14 protein-coding genes and 1 other RNA gene are annotated in these 16,118 nt (G+C 66.8%); 7 read left to right on the top strand and 8 right to left on the bottom strand.

Translation table 11 applies throughout. From position 1 onward, the window contains the following. Positions 1-64 precede the first annotated feature (64 nt). Genes LO55_RS11495 through LO55_RS11485 form a run of 3 tightly spaced genes read left to right on the top strand, consistent with a single transcriptional unit; the run spans position 65 to position 4,019 of the window. A complete protein-coding gene (locus LO55_RS11495; protein WP_005665660.1) occupies positions 65-1,363 on the top strand; it encodes a cytochrome c in 1,299 nt (432 codons plus the stop codon). Continuing rightward, on the top strand, positions 1,360-1,839 hold the full coding sequence (locus LO55_RS11490) for a (2Fe-2S)-binding protein (RefSeq protein ID WP_005665659.1): 480 nt from the start codon (positions 1,360-1,362) through the stop codon (positions 1,837-1,839). Before LO55_RS11495 ends, LO55_RS11490 begins: the two co-directional genes overlap by 4 nt. After that, the gene (locus tag LO55_RS11485; protein WP_005665657.1) at positions 1,836-4,019 is read left to right on the top strand and encodes a xanthine dehydrogenase family protein molybdopterin-binding subunit; all 2,184 of its coding nucleotides are present in this window, start codon (positions 1,836-1,838) and stop codon (positions 4,017-4,019) included. Before LO55_RS11490 ends, LO55_RS11485 begins: the two co-directional genes overlap by 4 nt. Here the strand turns inward: LO55_RS11485 and LO55_RS11480 are convergent. From LO55_RS11480 to LO55_RS11460, 5 genes are all read right to left on the bottom strand, one after another. After that, entirely contained in the window at positions 4,016-4,819 is an 804-nt protein-coding gene (locus LO55_RS11480) for a sulfite exporter TauE/SafE family protein (protein WP_005665656.1), read from the bottom strand. The two genes, LO55_RS11485 and LO55_RS11480, sit on opposite strands and share 4 nt — an antisense overlap. Then, entirely contained in the window at positions 4,820-5,290 is a 471-nt protein-coding gene (locus LO55_RS11475) for an EVE domain-containing protein (protein WP_005665655.1), read from the bottom strand. A gap of 90 nt (positions 5,291-5,380) precedes the next feature. After that, a non-coding RNA gene (gene ssrS, locus LO55_RS11470) (6S RNA) lies at positions 5,381-5,562 on the bottom strand. A 45-nt stretch (positions 5,563-5,607) separates the two neighbouring features. Continuing rightward, complete coding sequence (locus LO55_RS11465) at positions 5,608-5,919, bottom strand: cell division protein ZapA (RefSeq protein WP_005665654.1); 312 nt, start codon at positions 5,917-5,919, stop codon at positions 5,608-5,610. Beyond that, positions 5,916-6,215 (bottom strand): hypothetical protein, encoded by a 300-nt coding sequence (locus LO55_RS11460; protein ID WP_005665653.1) that lies wholly within the window; start codon positions 6,213-6,215, stop codon positions 5,916-5,918. The genes LO55_RS11465 and LO55_RS11460 overlap by 4 nt, the downstream gene beginning before the upstream one ends. A gap of 387 nt (positions 6,216-6,602) precedes the next feature. Between LO55_RS11460 and groES the strand changes: the two genes are divergently transcribed. Both groES and groL read left to right on the top strand, forming a co-directional pair. Continuing rightward, positions 6,603-6,893 (top strand): co-chaperone GroES, encoded by a 291-nt coding sequence (gene groES, locus LO55_RS11455; protein ID WP_005665652.1) that lies wholly within the window; start codon positions 6,603-6,605, stop codon positions 6,891-6,893. 46 nt (positions 6,894-6,939) lie between these two features. Next, on the top strand, positions 6,940-8,586 hold the full coding sequence (gene groL / locus LO55_RS11450; protein WP_005665651.1) for a chaperonin GroEL: 1,647 nt from the start codon (positions 6,940-6,942) through the stop codon (positions 8,584-8,586). 125 nt (positions 8,587-8,711) lie between these two features. On the opposite strand, the gene LO55_RS11445 is transcribed toward groL, so the two are convergent. After that, positions 8,712-9,875: a PEP-CTERM sorting domain-containing protein gene (locus LO55_RS11445; RefSeq protein WP_157225460.1), complete on the bottom strand. Its 1,164-nt coding sequence runs from the start codon at positions 9,873-9,875 to the stop codon at positions 8,712-8,714. Between the two features lie 347 nt (positions 9,876-10,222). On the opposite strand from LO55_RS11445, the gene LO55_RS11440 reads away from it, so the two are divergent. Continuing rightward, the gene (locus tag LO55_RS11440; protein ID WP_005665649.1) at positions 10,223-10,693 is read left to right on the top strand and encodes a hypothetical protein; all 471 of its coding nucleotides are present in this window, start codon (positions 10,223-10,225) and stop codon (positions 10,691-10,693) included. Positions 10,694-10,711: 18 nt separating this feature from the next. Here LO55_RS11440 and LO55_RS11435 read toward each other — a convergent pair whose 3' ends face one another. Then, on the bottom strand, positions 10,712-12,562 hold the full coding sequence (locus tag LO55_RS11435; protein ID WP_005665648.1) for a glucokinase: 1,851 nt from the start codon (positions 12,560-12,562) through the stop codon (positions 10,712-10,714). Further along, on the bottom strand, positions 12,562-14,202 hold the full coding sequence (locus LO55_RS11430; RefSeq protein ID WP_005665647.1) for an alpha-amylase family glycosyl hydrolase: 1,641 nt from the start codon (positions 14,200-14,202) through the stop codon (positions 12,562-12,564). Before LO55_RS11430 ends, LO55_RS11435 begins: the two co-directional genes overlap by 1 nt. A 257-nt stretch (positions 14,203-14,459) precedes the next feature. On the opposite strand from LO55_RS11430, the gene LO55_RS11425 reads away from it, so the two are divergent. Then, the gene (locus LO55_RS11425) at positions 14,460-16,040 is read left to right on the top strand and encodes a POT-type proton-dependent oligopeptide transporter (protein WP_005665646.1); all 1,581 of its coding nucleotides are present in this window, start codon (positions 14,460-14,462) and stop codon (positions 16,038-16,040) included. Positions 16,041-16,118: the final 78 nt, after the last annotated feature.

Genomic DNA, 16,118 nt, shown 5'->3' with positions numbered 1-16,118 from the left:
AGCGAGCGCACAGAGCGCTCGCTCTTTACTGCTCGACAATGAGGCTCCACGGATCGGAGCCTTCATGAATCGACCCAGGCGCAGGCGGCATATCGGATGGTGGCTGCTCCTCGCGGCCATCGTCGTATTGACAGGCATCGCCTTCTCCATCATGTGGCGCCCCGCGCTGGCGCCGCAAGCCACGCCACCTTCCTTCGACCAGGCCCGCATCGAGCGCGGCGCCAACCTCGCAAACCTCGGCATGTGCGCCTCCTGTCACACCGCCGACCTGTCCCGCCCCTTCGCCGGCGGCAAGCCGATGGAGACGCCGTTCGGCACCGTCCACAGCACCAATATCACGCCGGACCGCGACACCGGCATCGGCGCCTGGAGCCCTGAAGCCTTTACCCGATCGATGCGCGAGGGCGTCTCGCGCGACGGCCACCTGCTGTATCCGGCCTTCCCCTATAACCACTACGTGCGCATGACGCAGGACGACATCGACGACCTGTACGCCTACTTCATGACGCGGCCCGCGATCGCCGCGCCGGCGCGCGACAACGCCATGACCTTCCCCTTCGGTTTCCGGCCGCTGGTCGGTTTCTGGAACGTGCTGTACCTCGATGATGCGCCGTGGCGGCCCGACCCGCGACAATCCGCCGAATGGAACCGCGGCGCCTACCTGGCCGACGCCGTCGCCCACTGCGCCGCCTGCCATACGCCGCGCACGAAGCTGGGCGGTCCGGATCTGAAGCGCCAGCTCGATGGCGGCGAAGCCGAGGACTGGTATGCGCCCGCCCTGAACCGTCACTCGCCGTCGCCGCTGCCATGGACGCGCGAAGCGCTGCAGGCCTACCTGCGCACCGGCATGGCCGAGGACCACGCAGTGGCCGGCGGCCCGATGCAGGACGTGGTGATGCACCTGGCCCAGGCCGATGCGGGCGACGTCGCCGCGCTGGCCGCCTGGACCCACGGCCACCTGTCGCAGGCGCCGGCGCGCACGACGCCGGCGCAGCAGGACGGCCCGCTGCCCCAGCCCGCCGCCGACGATCCCGAACTGCCGCGCATGCGCCTCGGCTACGAGCTCTACGCCAATTCCTGCGCGCGCTGCCATGACGTCGGCCGCGCCCCGAGCTCGGGCGCCGCACTGCCCCTGCAGAAGGCGATCGCCCTGTACGACCCCGACCCGCGCAGCCTGATCCATATCGTCGACAGCGGCATCCTGCCGCCGGATGGCGAAGCGGGACGCTGGATGCCCGGCTTCAAGGCGATCCTGACTGACGAGCAGGCCGGCGCGCTGGCCGCCTACCTGCGCAAGTACGGCGCCGGCCAGCCGGCCTGGCCGGAACTGGACGAGCAAGTGAGCAAAGCGAGAGCACCATGACGACCTACCGCCTGCAGGTGAACGGCAAGAGCCACGCCGTCGACCTTGAACCCGACACCCCGCTGCTGTACGTGCTGCGCAACGACCTGGGGCTGAATGGCGCCAAGTTCGGCTGCGGCCTGGGCCAGTGCGGCTCCTGCACCGTGATCATGGACGGCAAGCCCGTGATGTCCTGCCTGGTGCCCGTGTCGAGCGTCGGCGCGCGCGCCGTGCGCACCGTCGAGGGCCTGGGCAACAGCGACACGCCCGGCGTGCTGCAGCAGGCCTTCATCGACGAGCAGGCGGCGCAATGCGGCTACTGCATCGCGGGCATGATCATGCAGGCCACCGCGCTGCTCGAGCGCGAACCGAATCCGAGCGACGCCCGGATCCGCGCCCACATGTCGCCCAACCTGTGCCGCTGCGGCACCCATATGCGCATCCTGCGCGCGGTGCGGCGCGCGGCGGACCGGCTTGCGGCCGGAGGCAAGCGATGAGCCTCGACCAGGGTCGGCGCCGCTTCCTGGCCGCGGGCGGCGGGTTGACGCTGTCGTTCGCGATGCCGGCGTGGTCGGCGCAGGATGCACTGCCGAAGAGCCTGGAAAAAACGCCCTGGCTCGACGCCTGGATCCGCATCGACGCCGATGAACGCATCACGGTCTTCACCGGCAAGGCCGAGCTGGGGCAAGGCATCAAGACCGCGCTGCTGCAAGTGGTGGCCGACGAGTTGCGCATCGCGCCTGAGCGCCTGACCCTCGTCACCGCCGACACCGCGCGCACGCCGGACGAAGGCATGACCGCCGGCAGCAACTCGATGAAGGACAGCGGCGCCGCGCTGCGCCATGCGGCGGGCCAGGTGCGGATGCGCCTGGGCGAACTGGCGGCGGCGCGCCTGGCAGCGCCAGCGGCCGGCCTGGCATTGAAGGATGGCGCCTTCATCGCCCCCGACGGCCGCCGCGCCAGCTTCGGCCAGCTGGTCACCGGCCAGGAACTGCGCCTGCGCGCTACGCCGCAGCCGGCGCCGCCAGCGCCCGGCTTGGCGACGGCGATCGGCAAGTCGCTGCCGAGGATCGACATCCCGGCCAAGGTCACGGGCGGACGCGCCTACGTGCAGGACCTGCGCCTGCCGAACATGGTGCATGCGCGCGTGGTGCGCCCTCCCGCGCAGGCGGCGACCTTGATCGCGGTGGATACGGCCGCCGTCATGCGCCTGCCCGGTGTGTTGAAAGTCGTGCGCGACGGCCGCTTCCTGGCCGTGATCGCGGACGGCGAATACCGCGCCGTGAAGGCCGCCGCGCTGCTCGCGCGCGGCGCACGCTGGGAGACGCCGGCCGCGCTGCCGGTCCACCCGGACGTCAAGGCCCTGGTGATGGCGCAGCCGGCCGAACCGACCACCATCCTCGAACGCGGCGCGCGGGTGCAAGAAGGCGTGCACCTGAAGGCCACCTATACCCGTCCCTTCCAGCTGCACGCCTCCATCGGGCCTTCGTGCGCGGTGGCGCAGCTGGTGGAGAACCGCTACACGGTCTGGACCCACTCGCAGGGCGTGTTCCCGCTGCGCGGCGCGCTGGCCGAGCTGCTGGCGGTAAAGGAAGACGCGATCCGCTGCATCCACGTCGAGGGCGCGGGCTGCTATGGCCACAACGGCGCCGACGACGTGGCGGCCGACGCCGCCCTGCTGGCGCGCGCCTTCCCGGGCCGGCCGGTGCGGGTGCAGTGGATGCGCGAGGACGAGCATGCATGGGAACCGTTCGGCGCGGCGATGGTGGCCGAGGTGGCGGCCACGCTCGGTCCCGACGGCCGCATCGCCGACTGGCAGTACGACGTCTTCACGCCCCCGCACAACACCCGTCCCGGCAAGGCCGGCAACCTGCTGCCGGCCACGCATCTGGCGAAACCATTCGCGCCGCCCACCCCGAAACCCAGCCCGCAGCCGGAAGGCAGCGGCGACCGCAACGCGATCCCCTATTACCGGCTGCCGAACGCGCGCGTGACCCATCACTTCCAGCCGAAGGCGGTCCTGCGCACCTCGGCCATGCGCGGCCTGGGCGCCTATTGCAATGTGTTCGCGATCGAGAGCTTCATGGACGAGCTGGCGCGCGCGGCGAAAGTCGACCCGGTCGCGTTCCGCCTGCGCCACCTGGAAGATCCGCGCGCCATCGACGTGGTCGAGCTGGCGGCGGCGAAGTTCGGCTGGGATGGCTACAAGAAGACCGCGCGGCGTGGCCGCGGTTTTGCTTTTGCGCGCTACAAGAACCTGGCGTCGTATTGCGCGCTGGCGGTCGAGGTGGAAGTGGCGCGCGAAACGGGGCTGGTGCGCGTGACGCGCGTGTCGAGCGCCGTCGATTGCGGCGAGATCGTCAACCCGGACGGCGTGCGCAACCAGATCGAGGGCGGCATCGTGCAGTCGGCCAGCTGGACGCTGCTGGAACAGGTGCGCTTCGACGCCGCGCGCGTGCTCACCGTGGACTGGGCCTCGTATCCGATCCTGCGCTTCGCCCAAACACCGGAGAAAATTGACGTGCACCTGATCGACCGCCCCGGCCAGCCCTTCCTGGGCACCGGCGAGGCGGCGCAAGGCCCGGCCGCGGCGGCGATCGCGAACGCGGTGTTCGACGCCTGCGCCCTGCGCATGCGCGACCTGCCGCTCGACCGCGCGCGCGTCAGGAAGGCTTAATTGAACGCCTTCCAGAACATATAGGCCGCCAGCGCATACAGGATCACGGCGAAGATGCGCTGCAGCTGGCGCACCGGCATCTTGTGCGCGGCGCGGGCGCCAAGCGGCGCCATGGCCACGCTGGCCAGCACGATGATGGCCAGCGCCGGCAGGTAGACAAAGCCCAGCGACCATGCCGGCAGGCCCGGTTCGCCCCAGCCATAATACACATTCGACAGCGTCCCCGAGAGCGCGATCGGAAAGCCCAGCGCCGCGCTGGTGGCGACCGCGTTATGGATGCGCACGTTACAGCGCGTCATGAACGGCACCGAGACGAAGCCACCGCCGGCGCCCACCAGTCCCGACAGGATCCCGATCAGGCCACCTGTGGCGAACATGCCTGCCCGGCCCGGCAATTCGCGCGCCGCCGTCGGCTTCTTCCCGATCAGCATCTGGGTGGCCGAGAAGGCGACGAAGCAGCCGAAGAAGAAGGCCAGCACCGAGGTATTCATCTGCTTGCCGATCCAGGGACCGATCCAGGAACCGATCAGGATGCCCGGGGCCAGCAGGCGCACCACGGGCCACAGCACGGCGCCATGCTTGTGGTGGGCGCGCACCGAGGACATCGAGGTAAACAGGATGACGCCGAGCGCGGTGGCGATCGCCATGTGGACCACGAGTTCGTCGGCGATGCCGCGCGCGGTGAAGATCATGGTGATGAAGGGCACCAGCACCATGCCGCCGCCGATGCCGAGCAGGCCGGCCGCGAAGCCGCCGAAGGTGCCCATCGCCAGCAGGGCCAGGATCAGCCAGGGATCCATTCAGGCCTCCCTGGCGCGCACGAGTTGGACGACCGCATCCCATTCGGATCTGGTGACCGGCGAGATCGACAGCCGGCTGCCCTTTTGCAGCAGCACCATGCTTTCCAGCGCGGGAACGGTGCGCATCTCGGCCAGCGGCAGATAGCGCCCCGCCTCCCGCGCGCGCACGTCGATCGAGATCCAGCGCGGCGTTTCCGGGGTGGCTTTCGGGTCGTGGTAATGGCTGGCGGGGTCGAACTGGGTGGCGTCGGGATAGGGACCGCTCGCGATCTCGGCCAGCCCGGCCACGCCGGGCACGGCGCAGCTGGAGTGGTAGAACAGGACGCCGTCGCCGACGGCCATCGCGTCGCGCATGAAGTTTCGCGCCTGGTAGTTGCGCACGCCGAACCAGGCCACGGTCTGGCCGGGTGCGGACAGGACGTCGTCGAAACTGACTTCGTCCGGTTCGGATTTCATCAACCAATAGCGCATTGCGCCGATCTCCCTGCAAGGCGCGCCGACAGGTTTGACGCGCGCACAAAAAAAGCGGCTGCGTACAAAGTGCGCAACCGCTTGTGTATCCTAGCCCCCGCCAGTGCCGTTATTGCCGGCATCCTGAACCAAAACGGTTCAAGGCGGTCACGGTCAGATCAATTTCGGGTTCGTCAAACGAGTGACGCTCACTCCCATCGAACTTGTTCCACGACCTATGCGTAAGAATGGTTCAAGGAATATATGGCAAATCTCGAACACCGCAGGGTAGAGCGCAGTTTACTCTTTTGATCCGTCATGTCAAATGGATTCGGTTTTCAGAAAAGATTTTCCTGGGGCGTCAGCGCCTTGTCGAGCACGGTGTGCATCGCTTCCAGTTTTTGCTTGACTTCGAGAATCGACATGTCCGACAGCGGTCCCTGCGGCGACTTGACCGACAGGAATTCCGCGGCGACGCTCAGCGCGGCCATCACGGCGATGCGGTCGGTGCCCTTCACCTTGCCCGAATCGCGCAGCTGGCACATCTTGCCGTCGAGGTAGGCCACCGCTTCGCGCAGGGTGCGCTCTTCGCCGTCGCGGCAGGCCAGGCGGTAGGGCTGGCCCATGATGGTGACGTCGAGATGGATCATCGTTGCTCCTGCTGGCGGGCGGCATGCGCGAGATGGAGCGGCCGCGGTTCATCCGGCCCGGGCTCGGGTTGCCCACCCTCGCCTTCGGCTTGCGCTTCGCCCGGCGGCTTGGGCAACTCGTCGAGCAGCGCCTCGACCCGGCGCTGGGCCTCGAACAGGCGCTCCTTGAATGCCAGGTTCTCGGCGCTGAGCAGGGTATTGGCCTGACGCAGCAAATAGTTCTCGGCGCGCAACGACTGGGTCAGCTGGGCGAGCCGGTCGATTTTGTCTGAGAGGTCTTGGAATTCGGAAATCATTCGACACTATAGGATCGAGAGGGATTTTCCGTCAACCGAATCGCGCTGCGGTGCGGCATGCCGCGCCCGCCGCCGGCCGTCCCGGCTGCCTGGCGTGCGGCAGGAAAGCGCCAGGCGGTGTACGCTGCCCGCCTCTTGCCAGGTTCGCACCGGGTGGCGAGAGATGCCAAAAACACATTGCTTGAAGCCCTGAAGGCTTGTGCCAGCTCAAGCGCACGAAAGTATTTAGCAATCTTGCTGCTTGAAATGGCAAATTATCGTCCCTATAATTAGCACTCGTTAGTAGAGAGTGCTAACAACTCTTTGCAGACCGACGCGGTGCTTGCCACAAGACTGCGACGGTGTCAAAAAACGCAAGTTAAACCACTGAATATTAAGGAGTTTTGCATGAACCTTCGTCCTCTGCACGATCGCGTTATCGTGAAGCGCCTCGACCAGGAAACCAAGACTGCGTCCGGCCTGATCATTCCTGATGCCGCGGCAGAGAAGCCAGACCAAGGCGAAGTCCTCGCCGTCGGTAACGGCAAAGTGCAAGACAACGGCCAGGTTCGTCCGCTGGAAGTGAAAGTCGGCGACCGCGTGCTGTTCGGTAAGTACTCCGGCCAGGCCGTCAAGGTCAATGGCGAAGAACTGCTGGTGATGCGCGAAGAAGACATCATGGCCGTCGTGGCCCAGTAAGTCTCATTCCCTGACCCCATTCACGATACATTCGGAGAAATAACAAATGGCAGCTAAAGAAGTAGTGTTCGGCGACGCAGCGCGCGCCAAGATGGTCGAAGGCGTCAATGTCCTGGCCAACGCAGTCAAGGTCACCCTGGGCCCGAAAGGCCGCAACGTCGTGCTCGAGCGCTCGTTCGGCGCCCCGACCGTCACCAAGGATGGTGTCTCGGTCGCAAAAGAAATCGAACTGAAAGACAAGCTCCAGAACATGGGCGCGCAGATGGTCAAGGAAGTCGCTTCCAAGACCAGCGACAACGCCGGTGACGGCACCACCACCGCGACCGTGCTGGCACAAGCCATCGTGCGCGAAGGCATGAAGTTCGTTGCCGCCGGCATGAACCCGATGGACCTGAAGCGCGGCATCGACAAGGCCGTCGCAGCGACCGTCGAAGAACTGAAGAAGATCGCCAAGCCAACCACCACCTCGAAAGAAATCGCGCAAGTCGGCGCGATCTCGGCCAACTCGGAAACCTCGATCGGCGAGCGCATCGCCGAGGCAATGGAAAAAGTCGGCAAGGAAGGCGTCATCACCGTCGAAGACGGCAAGTCGCTGAACGATGAGCTGGACATCGTGGAAGGCATGCAGTTCGACCGCGGCTACCTGTCGCCGTACTTCATCAACAACCCGGACAAGCAAGTCGCCGTCCACGAGCAGCCGTTCATCCTGCTGTGCGACAAGAAGATCTCGAACATCCGTGACCTGCTGCCGGTGCTGGAGCAAGTCGCCAAGGCCGGCCGTCCGCTGGTCATCATCGCCGAAGACATCGAAGGCGAAGCGCTGGCGACCCTGGTCGTCAACAACATCCGTGGCATCCTGAAGACCGTCGCCGTCAAGGCGCCAGGCTTCGGCGACCGCCGCAAGGCCATGCTGGAAGACATCGCCATCCTGACCGGTGGCCAGGTCATCGCCGAAGAAGTCGGCCTGACCCTGGAAAAGGTCACCCTGGCGGAACTGGGCCAGGCTTCGCGCATCGAAGTCGGCAAGGAAAACACCATCATCATCGACGGCGCCGGCCAGGCTGAATCGATCGAAGGCCGCGTCAAGCAGATCCGCGCCCAGATCGAAGAAGCGACCTCGGACTACGACCGCGAAAAACTGCAAGAGCGCGTGGCCAAGCTGGCCGGCGGCGTTGCCGTGATCCGCGTCGGTGCAGCCACCGAAGTCGAGATGAAAGAGAAGAAGGCACGTGTCGAAGACGCGCTGCACGCAACCCGCGCTGCCGTCGAAGAAGGCATCGTGCCAGGCGGCGGCGTGGCCCTGCTGCGCGCCCGCGCTACCCTGGACGTCAAGGGCGACAACCCTGACCAGGACGCCGGCATCAAGATCGTCCTGCGCGCCATGGAAGAGCCGCTGCGCATGATCGTCCAGAACGCGGGCGACGAGCCATCGGTCGTGGTCGCAGCCGTCCTGGGCGGCACCGGCAACTACGGCTACAACGCCGCCAACGGCACCTATGGCGACATGGTCGAAATGGGCGTGCTGGATCCAGCCAAGGTCACCCGCTCGGCACTGCAGAACGCAGCGTCGATCGCCGGCCTGATGCTGACCACCGACTGCATGGTCTCGGAAGTCGTCGAAGACAAGCCAGCCGGCGGCATGGGCGGCATGGGCGGCATGGGCGGCATGGGCGGCATGGACGGCATGATGTAATCCAGCCGGTCGCCTGGCGCGCCGCGGCAACGCCGGCGCGCCAGTCCTCCACGACGAAAAGCCCGCGAGGTTCACGCCTCGCGGGCTTTTTGCTGTCCGACATACTGAAAAACCGGGACGGCGGCTCAGCGCCGGGCGCGCGGCCCCTTGCGGCGCAGCCACAGCATGGCCGCCATGGCCACGCCGCCCAGCCACAGGGTGCCGGGCTCCGGCACGTCGACCGGATCGTTCGGCTCGACCTCGGTATCGTCCGGGGGCAGGCCCGGGGTGCCCGGCGTGCCCGGGATGGCCGGCGTATCGGGTCCACCCGGCGTGCCTGGCACGCCAGGCGTGGGCAGCGGCAGCTCCGGGTTCGGACCCGGGCCGGGATCGGGATCGGAGCCCGGACCGGTTCCGGTTTCCGGCGTCGGTGTCGACGGCGTCGGCGTATCCGGCGGGCTGCCGCCCGTGTCGCCGGGATTGCCTCCGCCGCCAGTGCCGCCATCGCCCTCGCTGGCGTTGCCCGGCGTCGGGTTGCCAGCGGCTGGCGGCGCCGTCGCGCCATCGCCGCTGCCATCGCCCAGCGTGCCGCCGCTCGAGATGCCCGAGCCATACCGCGCGGGCGGGCTGCCCATGAGGTCGGCCAGGCGCGGCTGCGCGACCGGCGCGGCGCCGCGCAGCAGGCCGGCGCCGTCCGGGAACACGTCGGGGTAGTAAGCCGGTCCTGCTCCGGGACCGTCGTCGAGTCCCTCCAGGCCGGCCGCCACCGCCATCAGGCCGCCGCCATCCTCGGTGACGAAGGAATCGAGTTCCGATTCGGTCGGGCCATTGGCTTCGACCGGGTACATCGGCACGTCCGAAATCCGGTTGGCGCAGCGCGCCCGCATCTCGTTCCTGCCGTCGGTGAGCAAGGTTTCGCCCGGCGCCAGCATGAGTTTCTTCTTTGTCCAGTACACCTGGTCGCCCTTACGGTACGACACGTACACGGCGCGCGGCTTGGTGACGGTGACCGCACGCGCGTTGGCGACGTCGAAGCCGGCATAGTGCGCCGCGACCACGGCGTCGGTGCGGATGACGCGCGCCAGCTCGTCCGCGTCCGCCACGCCGCCGGGAATGATCGAGAACGGATAGATGCGCCGCGCGGCGCCCTGCTCCGCGGCCGGCGCCGCACTGGCGGCGGCCGGCGCGATGGCGGCGCTGGGGCTCGCGCCGACATGGATGACCTCGTCCGGCTTGCGGTCCAGCCAGGTCCAGTCGATGTCCAGCGGCGGCGCCAGCACGCCCGCGACGCCCGTGGCAAGGCCCAGCATCGCAAGGATGCCAAGACGCTTTTCGCGTTGCGACGCTTTGACGAGGCTGCGGCTGTAGGCAGAGCGGCGGCGGTCCATGGGGACGAGTGGCGAGGGTGCAAAGTAGGAGTGGTCCTACAGAATAGCATTATTTCTATGAATAAATTACGGCTCCATGGTGAGAAATGTGATTTCGTGGCAAAAAACACGAATTACTTTCTGTATAGAAATATTTCGCACGACAGGCGCAAAGCATCGTTGCAATGCCCTTGCGTTCCGCGCAATCGATGCAGTCGGTCAGATGGCATCCGTGTTGCTGGTCGAACACGCATGGTTTACCATGACCGCCTGCCCTCACGAGACCCGCCATGTCCACACGCGCCGCTTCTTATTCTCCCTTGCGCCTGACCATTGCCGCACTGATGCTGTGCTGCGCCGTCGCCGGCTGCAAGCGCGCCGAACGCGAAGCGCCGCCGGCGCCAGCGCCGGCCGCGCCAAGCGTTCACGTGCCGGCGCACACGAAGGAAGAAGCGATGGCCTCGCTGCTGGCGTTGCCGGAACTGCAGGCGTGGTCGCGGCAGATCGAGCAGCGCAGCCAGGGCAAGGCGCGCGGCGCCGTGATCGAGGACGATCCGGTCCCGCGCGAAGTCAACGGCAAGAAGTATTACCAGCTGAGTTTTGTCGAGAACCGCGCCGAGGATGCGCGCCGCCGCGAGAGCTTCCTGGTGGCCCAGGACGGCAGCGAGATCCTGGTCGACGACGCCGATTCGGACACCCTGCTCAGCCTCCAGGAATGGCGCCGCACCATCGAGCGCGTGGATATCAAGAGCGCCAACTGACGCCGTGCGCCGCAGCGCTCAGCTGTCCAGGTGAGAGATGAGCAAGCGGCGCGGATCCTGGCCGGCGCCCTGCCCATGCTGGCCATCGACCGAGATCCCCACCGCCATGATGTCGATCAGCAGCAACTGCAGGATGCGCGAGATCATCGACAGGAAGCTGGTGCTGTCCTCGCTGTGATCGACCGCCAGGCATACGCTGGCCTTGCGCGCCAGCGGCGACTGGCTGTTGCTGATGGCGATCACGTCGGCGCCGGCGGCGCGCGCGATGTCCACCGCCTGCAGCAGCTCCGGCAAGCCGCCCGAATTCGAGACCGCGATCACCACGTCGCCCGGCCCCAGCAAGCCCGCGGCCAGCGTGAACAGGTGGGCGTCGCCATACAGCGCGGTCGGGATCTTGAAACGGAAGAATTTGTGCTGGCCATCCAGCGCCACCGCGCGCGAATTGCCGAGCGCATAGAACTCGACGCGCCGCGCGCGGCTCACGAGTTCGATCGCGCGGTCGAGCGAGCGCACGTCGAGTTGGTCGCGGAAGCGCAGGATGGCGGAGACCGTGTTGTCGATCACCTTGGCCGACAGATCGTGGGTGCTGTCGCTCATGCGCACCTGGCTGTGGCGCACGGGGATCGCGCCGGTCAGGCTGCTCGCGAACTTGAGCTTGAATTCGGCCAGGCCCTGGAAGCCCAGCGAGCGGCAGAAGCGGATCACGGTCGGCTGGCTCACGTCGGCCAGGCGCGCGATCTCGGCGATCGGTTCGTTCAGCACCGTGCGCGGATGCTCGAGCACGAGCGTCGCCACCCGCGCCTCGGCCGGCGACAGCTCTTCGCGCAGCTGCCCGATGCGTTCCATCAGCGTGTTGGCGCCGCTGCGCCCGCGCAGGTGCTCGGCCAGGATGGTCGCCACGCCGTGGAAGGCGGGGTTCGGCGTGGTGATCACATAGGTCGGGATATCCGCCAGGTAGTCGGAAAAGCGTCCCTTGGCCTCGAACCGCGTGCGAAACGGCGAGCGCGCGAACCATTCGCCGAGGCGCGGCACGATGCCGCCGCCGATGAAGATGCCGCCGAAGGCGCCCAGGGTCACCGCCAGGTTGGCGGCGGCGCCGCCCAGCATGCCGCAGAAGCACTCCAGCGTCTCCAGGCACAGCGGGTCGTCGGCCTCGAGCGCGCCGGCCACGATGGCGGCCGCGCTGCGCTCTTCGGCCCTGACGCCGTTGCGGTCGGCCAGCGCGCGGTAGATGACTTCCATGCCCGGCCCCGAGATCAGGCGCTCGTTCGACACGTGCGGCCATTCGCGCCAGGCGTATTGCAGGATGGCGAACTCGCGCTCGTCGGCCGGCGCGAAGTTGACGTGGCCGCCCTCGCTGCCCAGCGTGACGAAGCCGTCCGCGGTCGGGATCCCGCCCGACACGCCCAGGCCCGTGCCGGGCCCCAGCACGCCGATGACGGCGCCCGGCACGGGCGTGCCCGGCCCCACCTGCATCAGGTCTTCCTTGGCGAAGCCCGGCAGCGCGGTGGCCAGCGCGGTGAAGTCGTTGACGATCAACAGGGTCGACAGGCCCAGCTCGCGCCGCACCGCGTCGGTGGAGAACTCCCAGGCGCGGTTGGTCATGCGCACGTAGTCGCCGTTGATCGGGTTGGCGACCGCGAATGCGCCGTGGTTCAGCCGCACGTCCTCATGGTCTGCCAGGTAATGGCGCAGCAGCGGGACGATGCCCTCGAAGTCGTCGCAGCGCAGCACCTGGACCGAGCGAAACACTCCCGGCGCGGTCTGCAGCGCGAAGCGCGCGTGAGTTGCGCCGATGTCGGCCAGCAGGCGCGGGCCGTCGGCGAACGCCGTGCGCGCGAACTTTTCCGGCTCCTGCTGGATAGTCATCAGCCCTCCGCGCGTTCCAGGCCGAACCAGGCGCCGAACGGCGGCAGGGTCACGCGGCCGCCCCGGGCGTCGCCGGCCAGGCCGTCGACCGCGAGGCGGTCGGTGGCTTCGGTGGCCGGCCAGTCGAACGTGACTTCCGCGTTCGACAGGTTGAACGCCGCCAGCACGCTGCGCTCGCCCTCCAGGTCGCGGCGCAGGGCCAGCACCGGCTCCGGCGCGTCGATGAAGGCGATCTCGCCGCGCGTCAGCTGCGGCATGGTGCGGCGCAGGGCGATGAAGCGGCGCTGGAAGTTCAGCATCGAATCGGGGTCCTTGTCCTGCAGGTCGACCGCGGCGGCGGCGTGCGAGGGCTCGACCGGCAGCCACGGCTTGCCCGTGGTGAAGCCGGCGTGCGGCGCGGCGGCCTGCCACGGCATCGGGGTGCGGCAGCCGTCGCGGCCCTTGAACTCGGGCCAGAAGGTGATGCCGTACGGGTCCTGCAGCAGTTCGAACGGCACGTCGGCTTCGTGCAGCGCCAGCTCGTCGCCCTGGTACAGGCAGGGGGTGCCCTTGAGCGAGAGCTGCATCGCCAGCACCATCTTGGCAAAGCCGGCGGTGGCGTGCGGGCCGCCCCAGCGCGTCATCACGCGGATCGCGTCATGGTTGCCGACCGACCAGGAAGCCCAGCCTTCCTCGACGCGGCGCTCGAAGTCTTCCACTTGCGCGCGGATGTGGGCAGCGGTGAACACCGGCGTCAGGAAGTTGAAGCTGTAGGCCATGTGCAGCTTGTTCCCGCCCGCCATGTACTCGTTCATCTGGGCCAGCGCGTCGTCCGAGCTGATCTCGCCGATCGAGACCGCGCCGAATTCATCCAGCTGGGCGCGCAGTTGCTCCAGGAAGGCGATGTTCTCGGGCTGGGTCTTGTCGTAGATGTGGGCCTGCATGCCGTACGGGTTCACGTCGGTCACGGTCGAGGTGTCGCGCACCAGCGCCGGCGGATTGCTGCGCAACTGGCGGTCGTGGAAGTGGAACACGCAGGCGTCCAGGCGCACGCCGTCGACGCCGCGCTCGAGCCAGAAGCGCTGGGCCGCCAGGTGGGCTTTCTGCACCTCGGGATTGTGGAAGTTCAGCTGCGGCTGGCTCACCAGGAAGTTGTGCATGTAGTACTGCTTGCGGCGGGTATCCCATTGCCAGGCCGAGCCGCCGAACACCGACAGCCAGTTGTTCGGCGGGTTGCCGTCCGGGAGCGGATCGGCCCAGACGTACCAGTCCGATTTCGGGTTGTCGCGGTTGGAACGGCTTTCGACGAACCAGGGGTGGGAGTCGGCGGTGTGCGACATCACCTGGTCGATCATGATCTTCAGGCCCAGGCCATGCGCCTTGGCGACCAGGCGGTCGAAGTCGGCCAGGGTGCCGAACATCGGGTCGACGTCGCAGTAATCGGCGATGTCGTAGCCGAAGTCGCGCATCGGCGACTTGAAGAACGGCGACAGCCAGACGATGTCCACGCCCAGGCTCGCGATGTAGTCGAGCTTCTCGGTGATGCCGGCCAGGTCGCCGATGCCGTCGCCGTTCGTGTCGAGGTAGCTGCGCGGATAAACCTGGTAGATGATGGCGTCGCGCCACCAGTTCGGATTCGTCGTGGTCGGGATCTGGGTCATGGCTGGTCCGTGGTTTGGAATTCTAGGCAATATACAGGACGCAACAAAACTTGACAATTCCGGAAGTTTTCTAGAAATCCATAATTTATCCTTACGATTCAATACCTTGGCGTTTCGAAAACGTTTCCAGCAGCGTTGCGTGCGTAACTAAACTACGTCGATATGTTTCTCGTTTGTTTCACAACAATATTTTTATTGCAAAGTGAACCGCCCTCGTCATAGCATCGCGTCTGTTTGACATTTCAAGGAAGCGGTCGATGACTGATCTAGCAAAACCAGGTTCCGGGCGAATGCCGCGGCAGATTCCCTACATCATTGCCAACGAAGGCTGCGAGCGCTTCAGCTTTTATGGGATGCGCAACATCCTGACGCCCTTCCTGATCACGACGCTCCTGATGTTCCTGCCGGAAGACATGCGCACCGGCGAAGCCAAGCACGTGTTCCACACCTTCGTGATCGGCGTGTACTTCTTCCCGCTGCTGGGCGGCTGGCTGGCCGACCGCTACTTCGGCAAGTACAACACGGTGTTCTGGCTCAGCCTCGTGTATTGCGCGGGCCATGCCTGCCTGGCCATCTTCGAAGACAACGTCAACGGCTTCTATTTCGGCCTGTTCCTGATCGCGCTCGGCTCGGGCGGCATCAAGCCGCTGGTGGCCTCCTTCGTCGGCGACCAGTTCGACCAGACCAACAAGGACAAGGCGAAGATCGTGTTCGACGCCTTCTACTGGATCATCAACTTCGGCTCGTTCTTCGCTTCGCTGCTGATGCCGGTGCTGCTGCGCGACTACGGTCCGGCCTGGGCCTTCGGCGTGCCCGGCATCCTGATGTTCATCGCCACCATGGTGTTCTGGAGCGGCAAGAAGAAATACGTGCACGTGCCGCCGGCGCCGCCGAATCCGCACTCCTTCATGCAGGTGGCCAAGACCGCCCTGCTGGCCAAGGAACCTGGCCAGGGCCGTCCGGGCCTGAACGTGGCCCTGATCGGCGCCGCGGGCGCCGTGGTCTCGCTGGCGATGTCGGTCCAGTGGGGCTTCGTGATCGGCGCCTGCACCGCGCTGGTGCTGCTGATGGCCTTCGGCGGCATCGGCGCCTCGATGCAGCTGGATCGCGCGCGCGGCATCCATCCGCAAGAGGCCGTGGACGGCGTACGCGCCGTGCTGCGCATCCTGATCGTGTTCGCGCTGGTGACGCCGTTCTGGTCGCTGTTCGACCAGAAGGCCTCGACCTGGATCGTGCAGGCCAATGAAATGACGACGCAGGTCAGCTTCCTCGGCTGGACCTTCGACGTCATCCCGGCCCAGATGCAGGCCCTGAATCCGCTGCTGGTGATGATCCTGATCCCGGTGAACAACCTGCTCCTGTTCCCCCTGCTGCGTAAACTCGGCATCGAACCGTCGCCGCTGCGCCGCATGACCGCCGGCATCGTGCTGTCGGCCGCCGCCTGGATCGTGGTCGGCAACCTGCAGGTGGCGCTCGACGCCGGCGATCCGGTCTCGATCGCCTGGCAGATCGCGCCGTATGCGCTGCTGACCCTGGGCGAGGTGCTGGTCTCGGCGACCGGCCTCGAATTCGCCTACAGCCAGGCCCCGGCCTCGATGAAGGGTGTGATCATGGCCCTGTGGTACCTGGCCGTCACGGTCGGCAACCTGTGGGTGCTGATCGTGAACGCGAGCGTCAAGAACGAGTCGGTGGTGGGCTATATCGAAGGCACCGGCATGGGCGTGATGGCGGCGCAGATGTATTTCTTCGCCGGCTTCGCGCTGCTGTCGGCGCTGGTGTTCGGCTGGTATGCGACGCGCTACAAGATGGTCGACCATTATCGCGGCAACGCCGCGTAAATCGTGGGGTGGACGGCTCTGCCGTCCACGCGTCCAATCTCCCTCAAACCTGTCTATCCTGGCGGTGTGCTCCGGTCG

The sequence above is a fragment of the Massilia timonae genome (assembly GCF_001866515.1).
Taxonomy (GTDB): domain Bacteria; phylum Pseudomonadota; class Gammaproteobacteria; order Burkholderiales; family Burkholderiaceae_D; genus Telluria; species Telluria timonae.
This window is presented reverse-complemented; position numbering and strand designations above follow the sequence as displayed.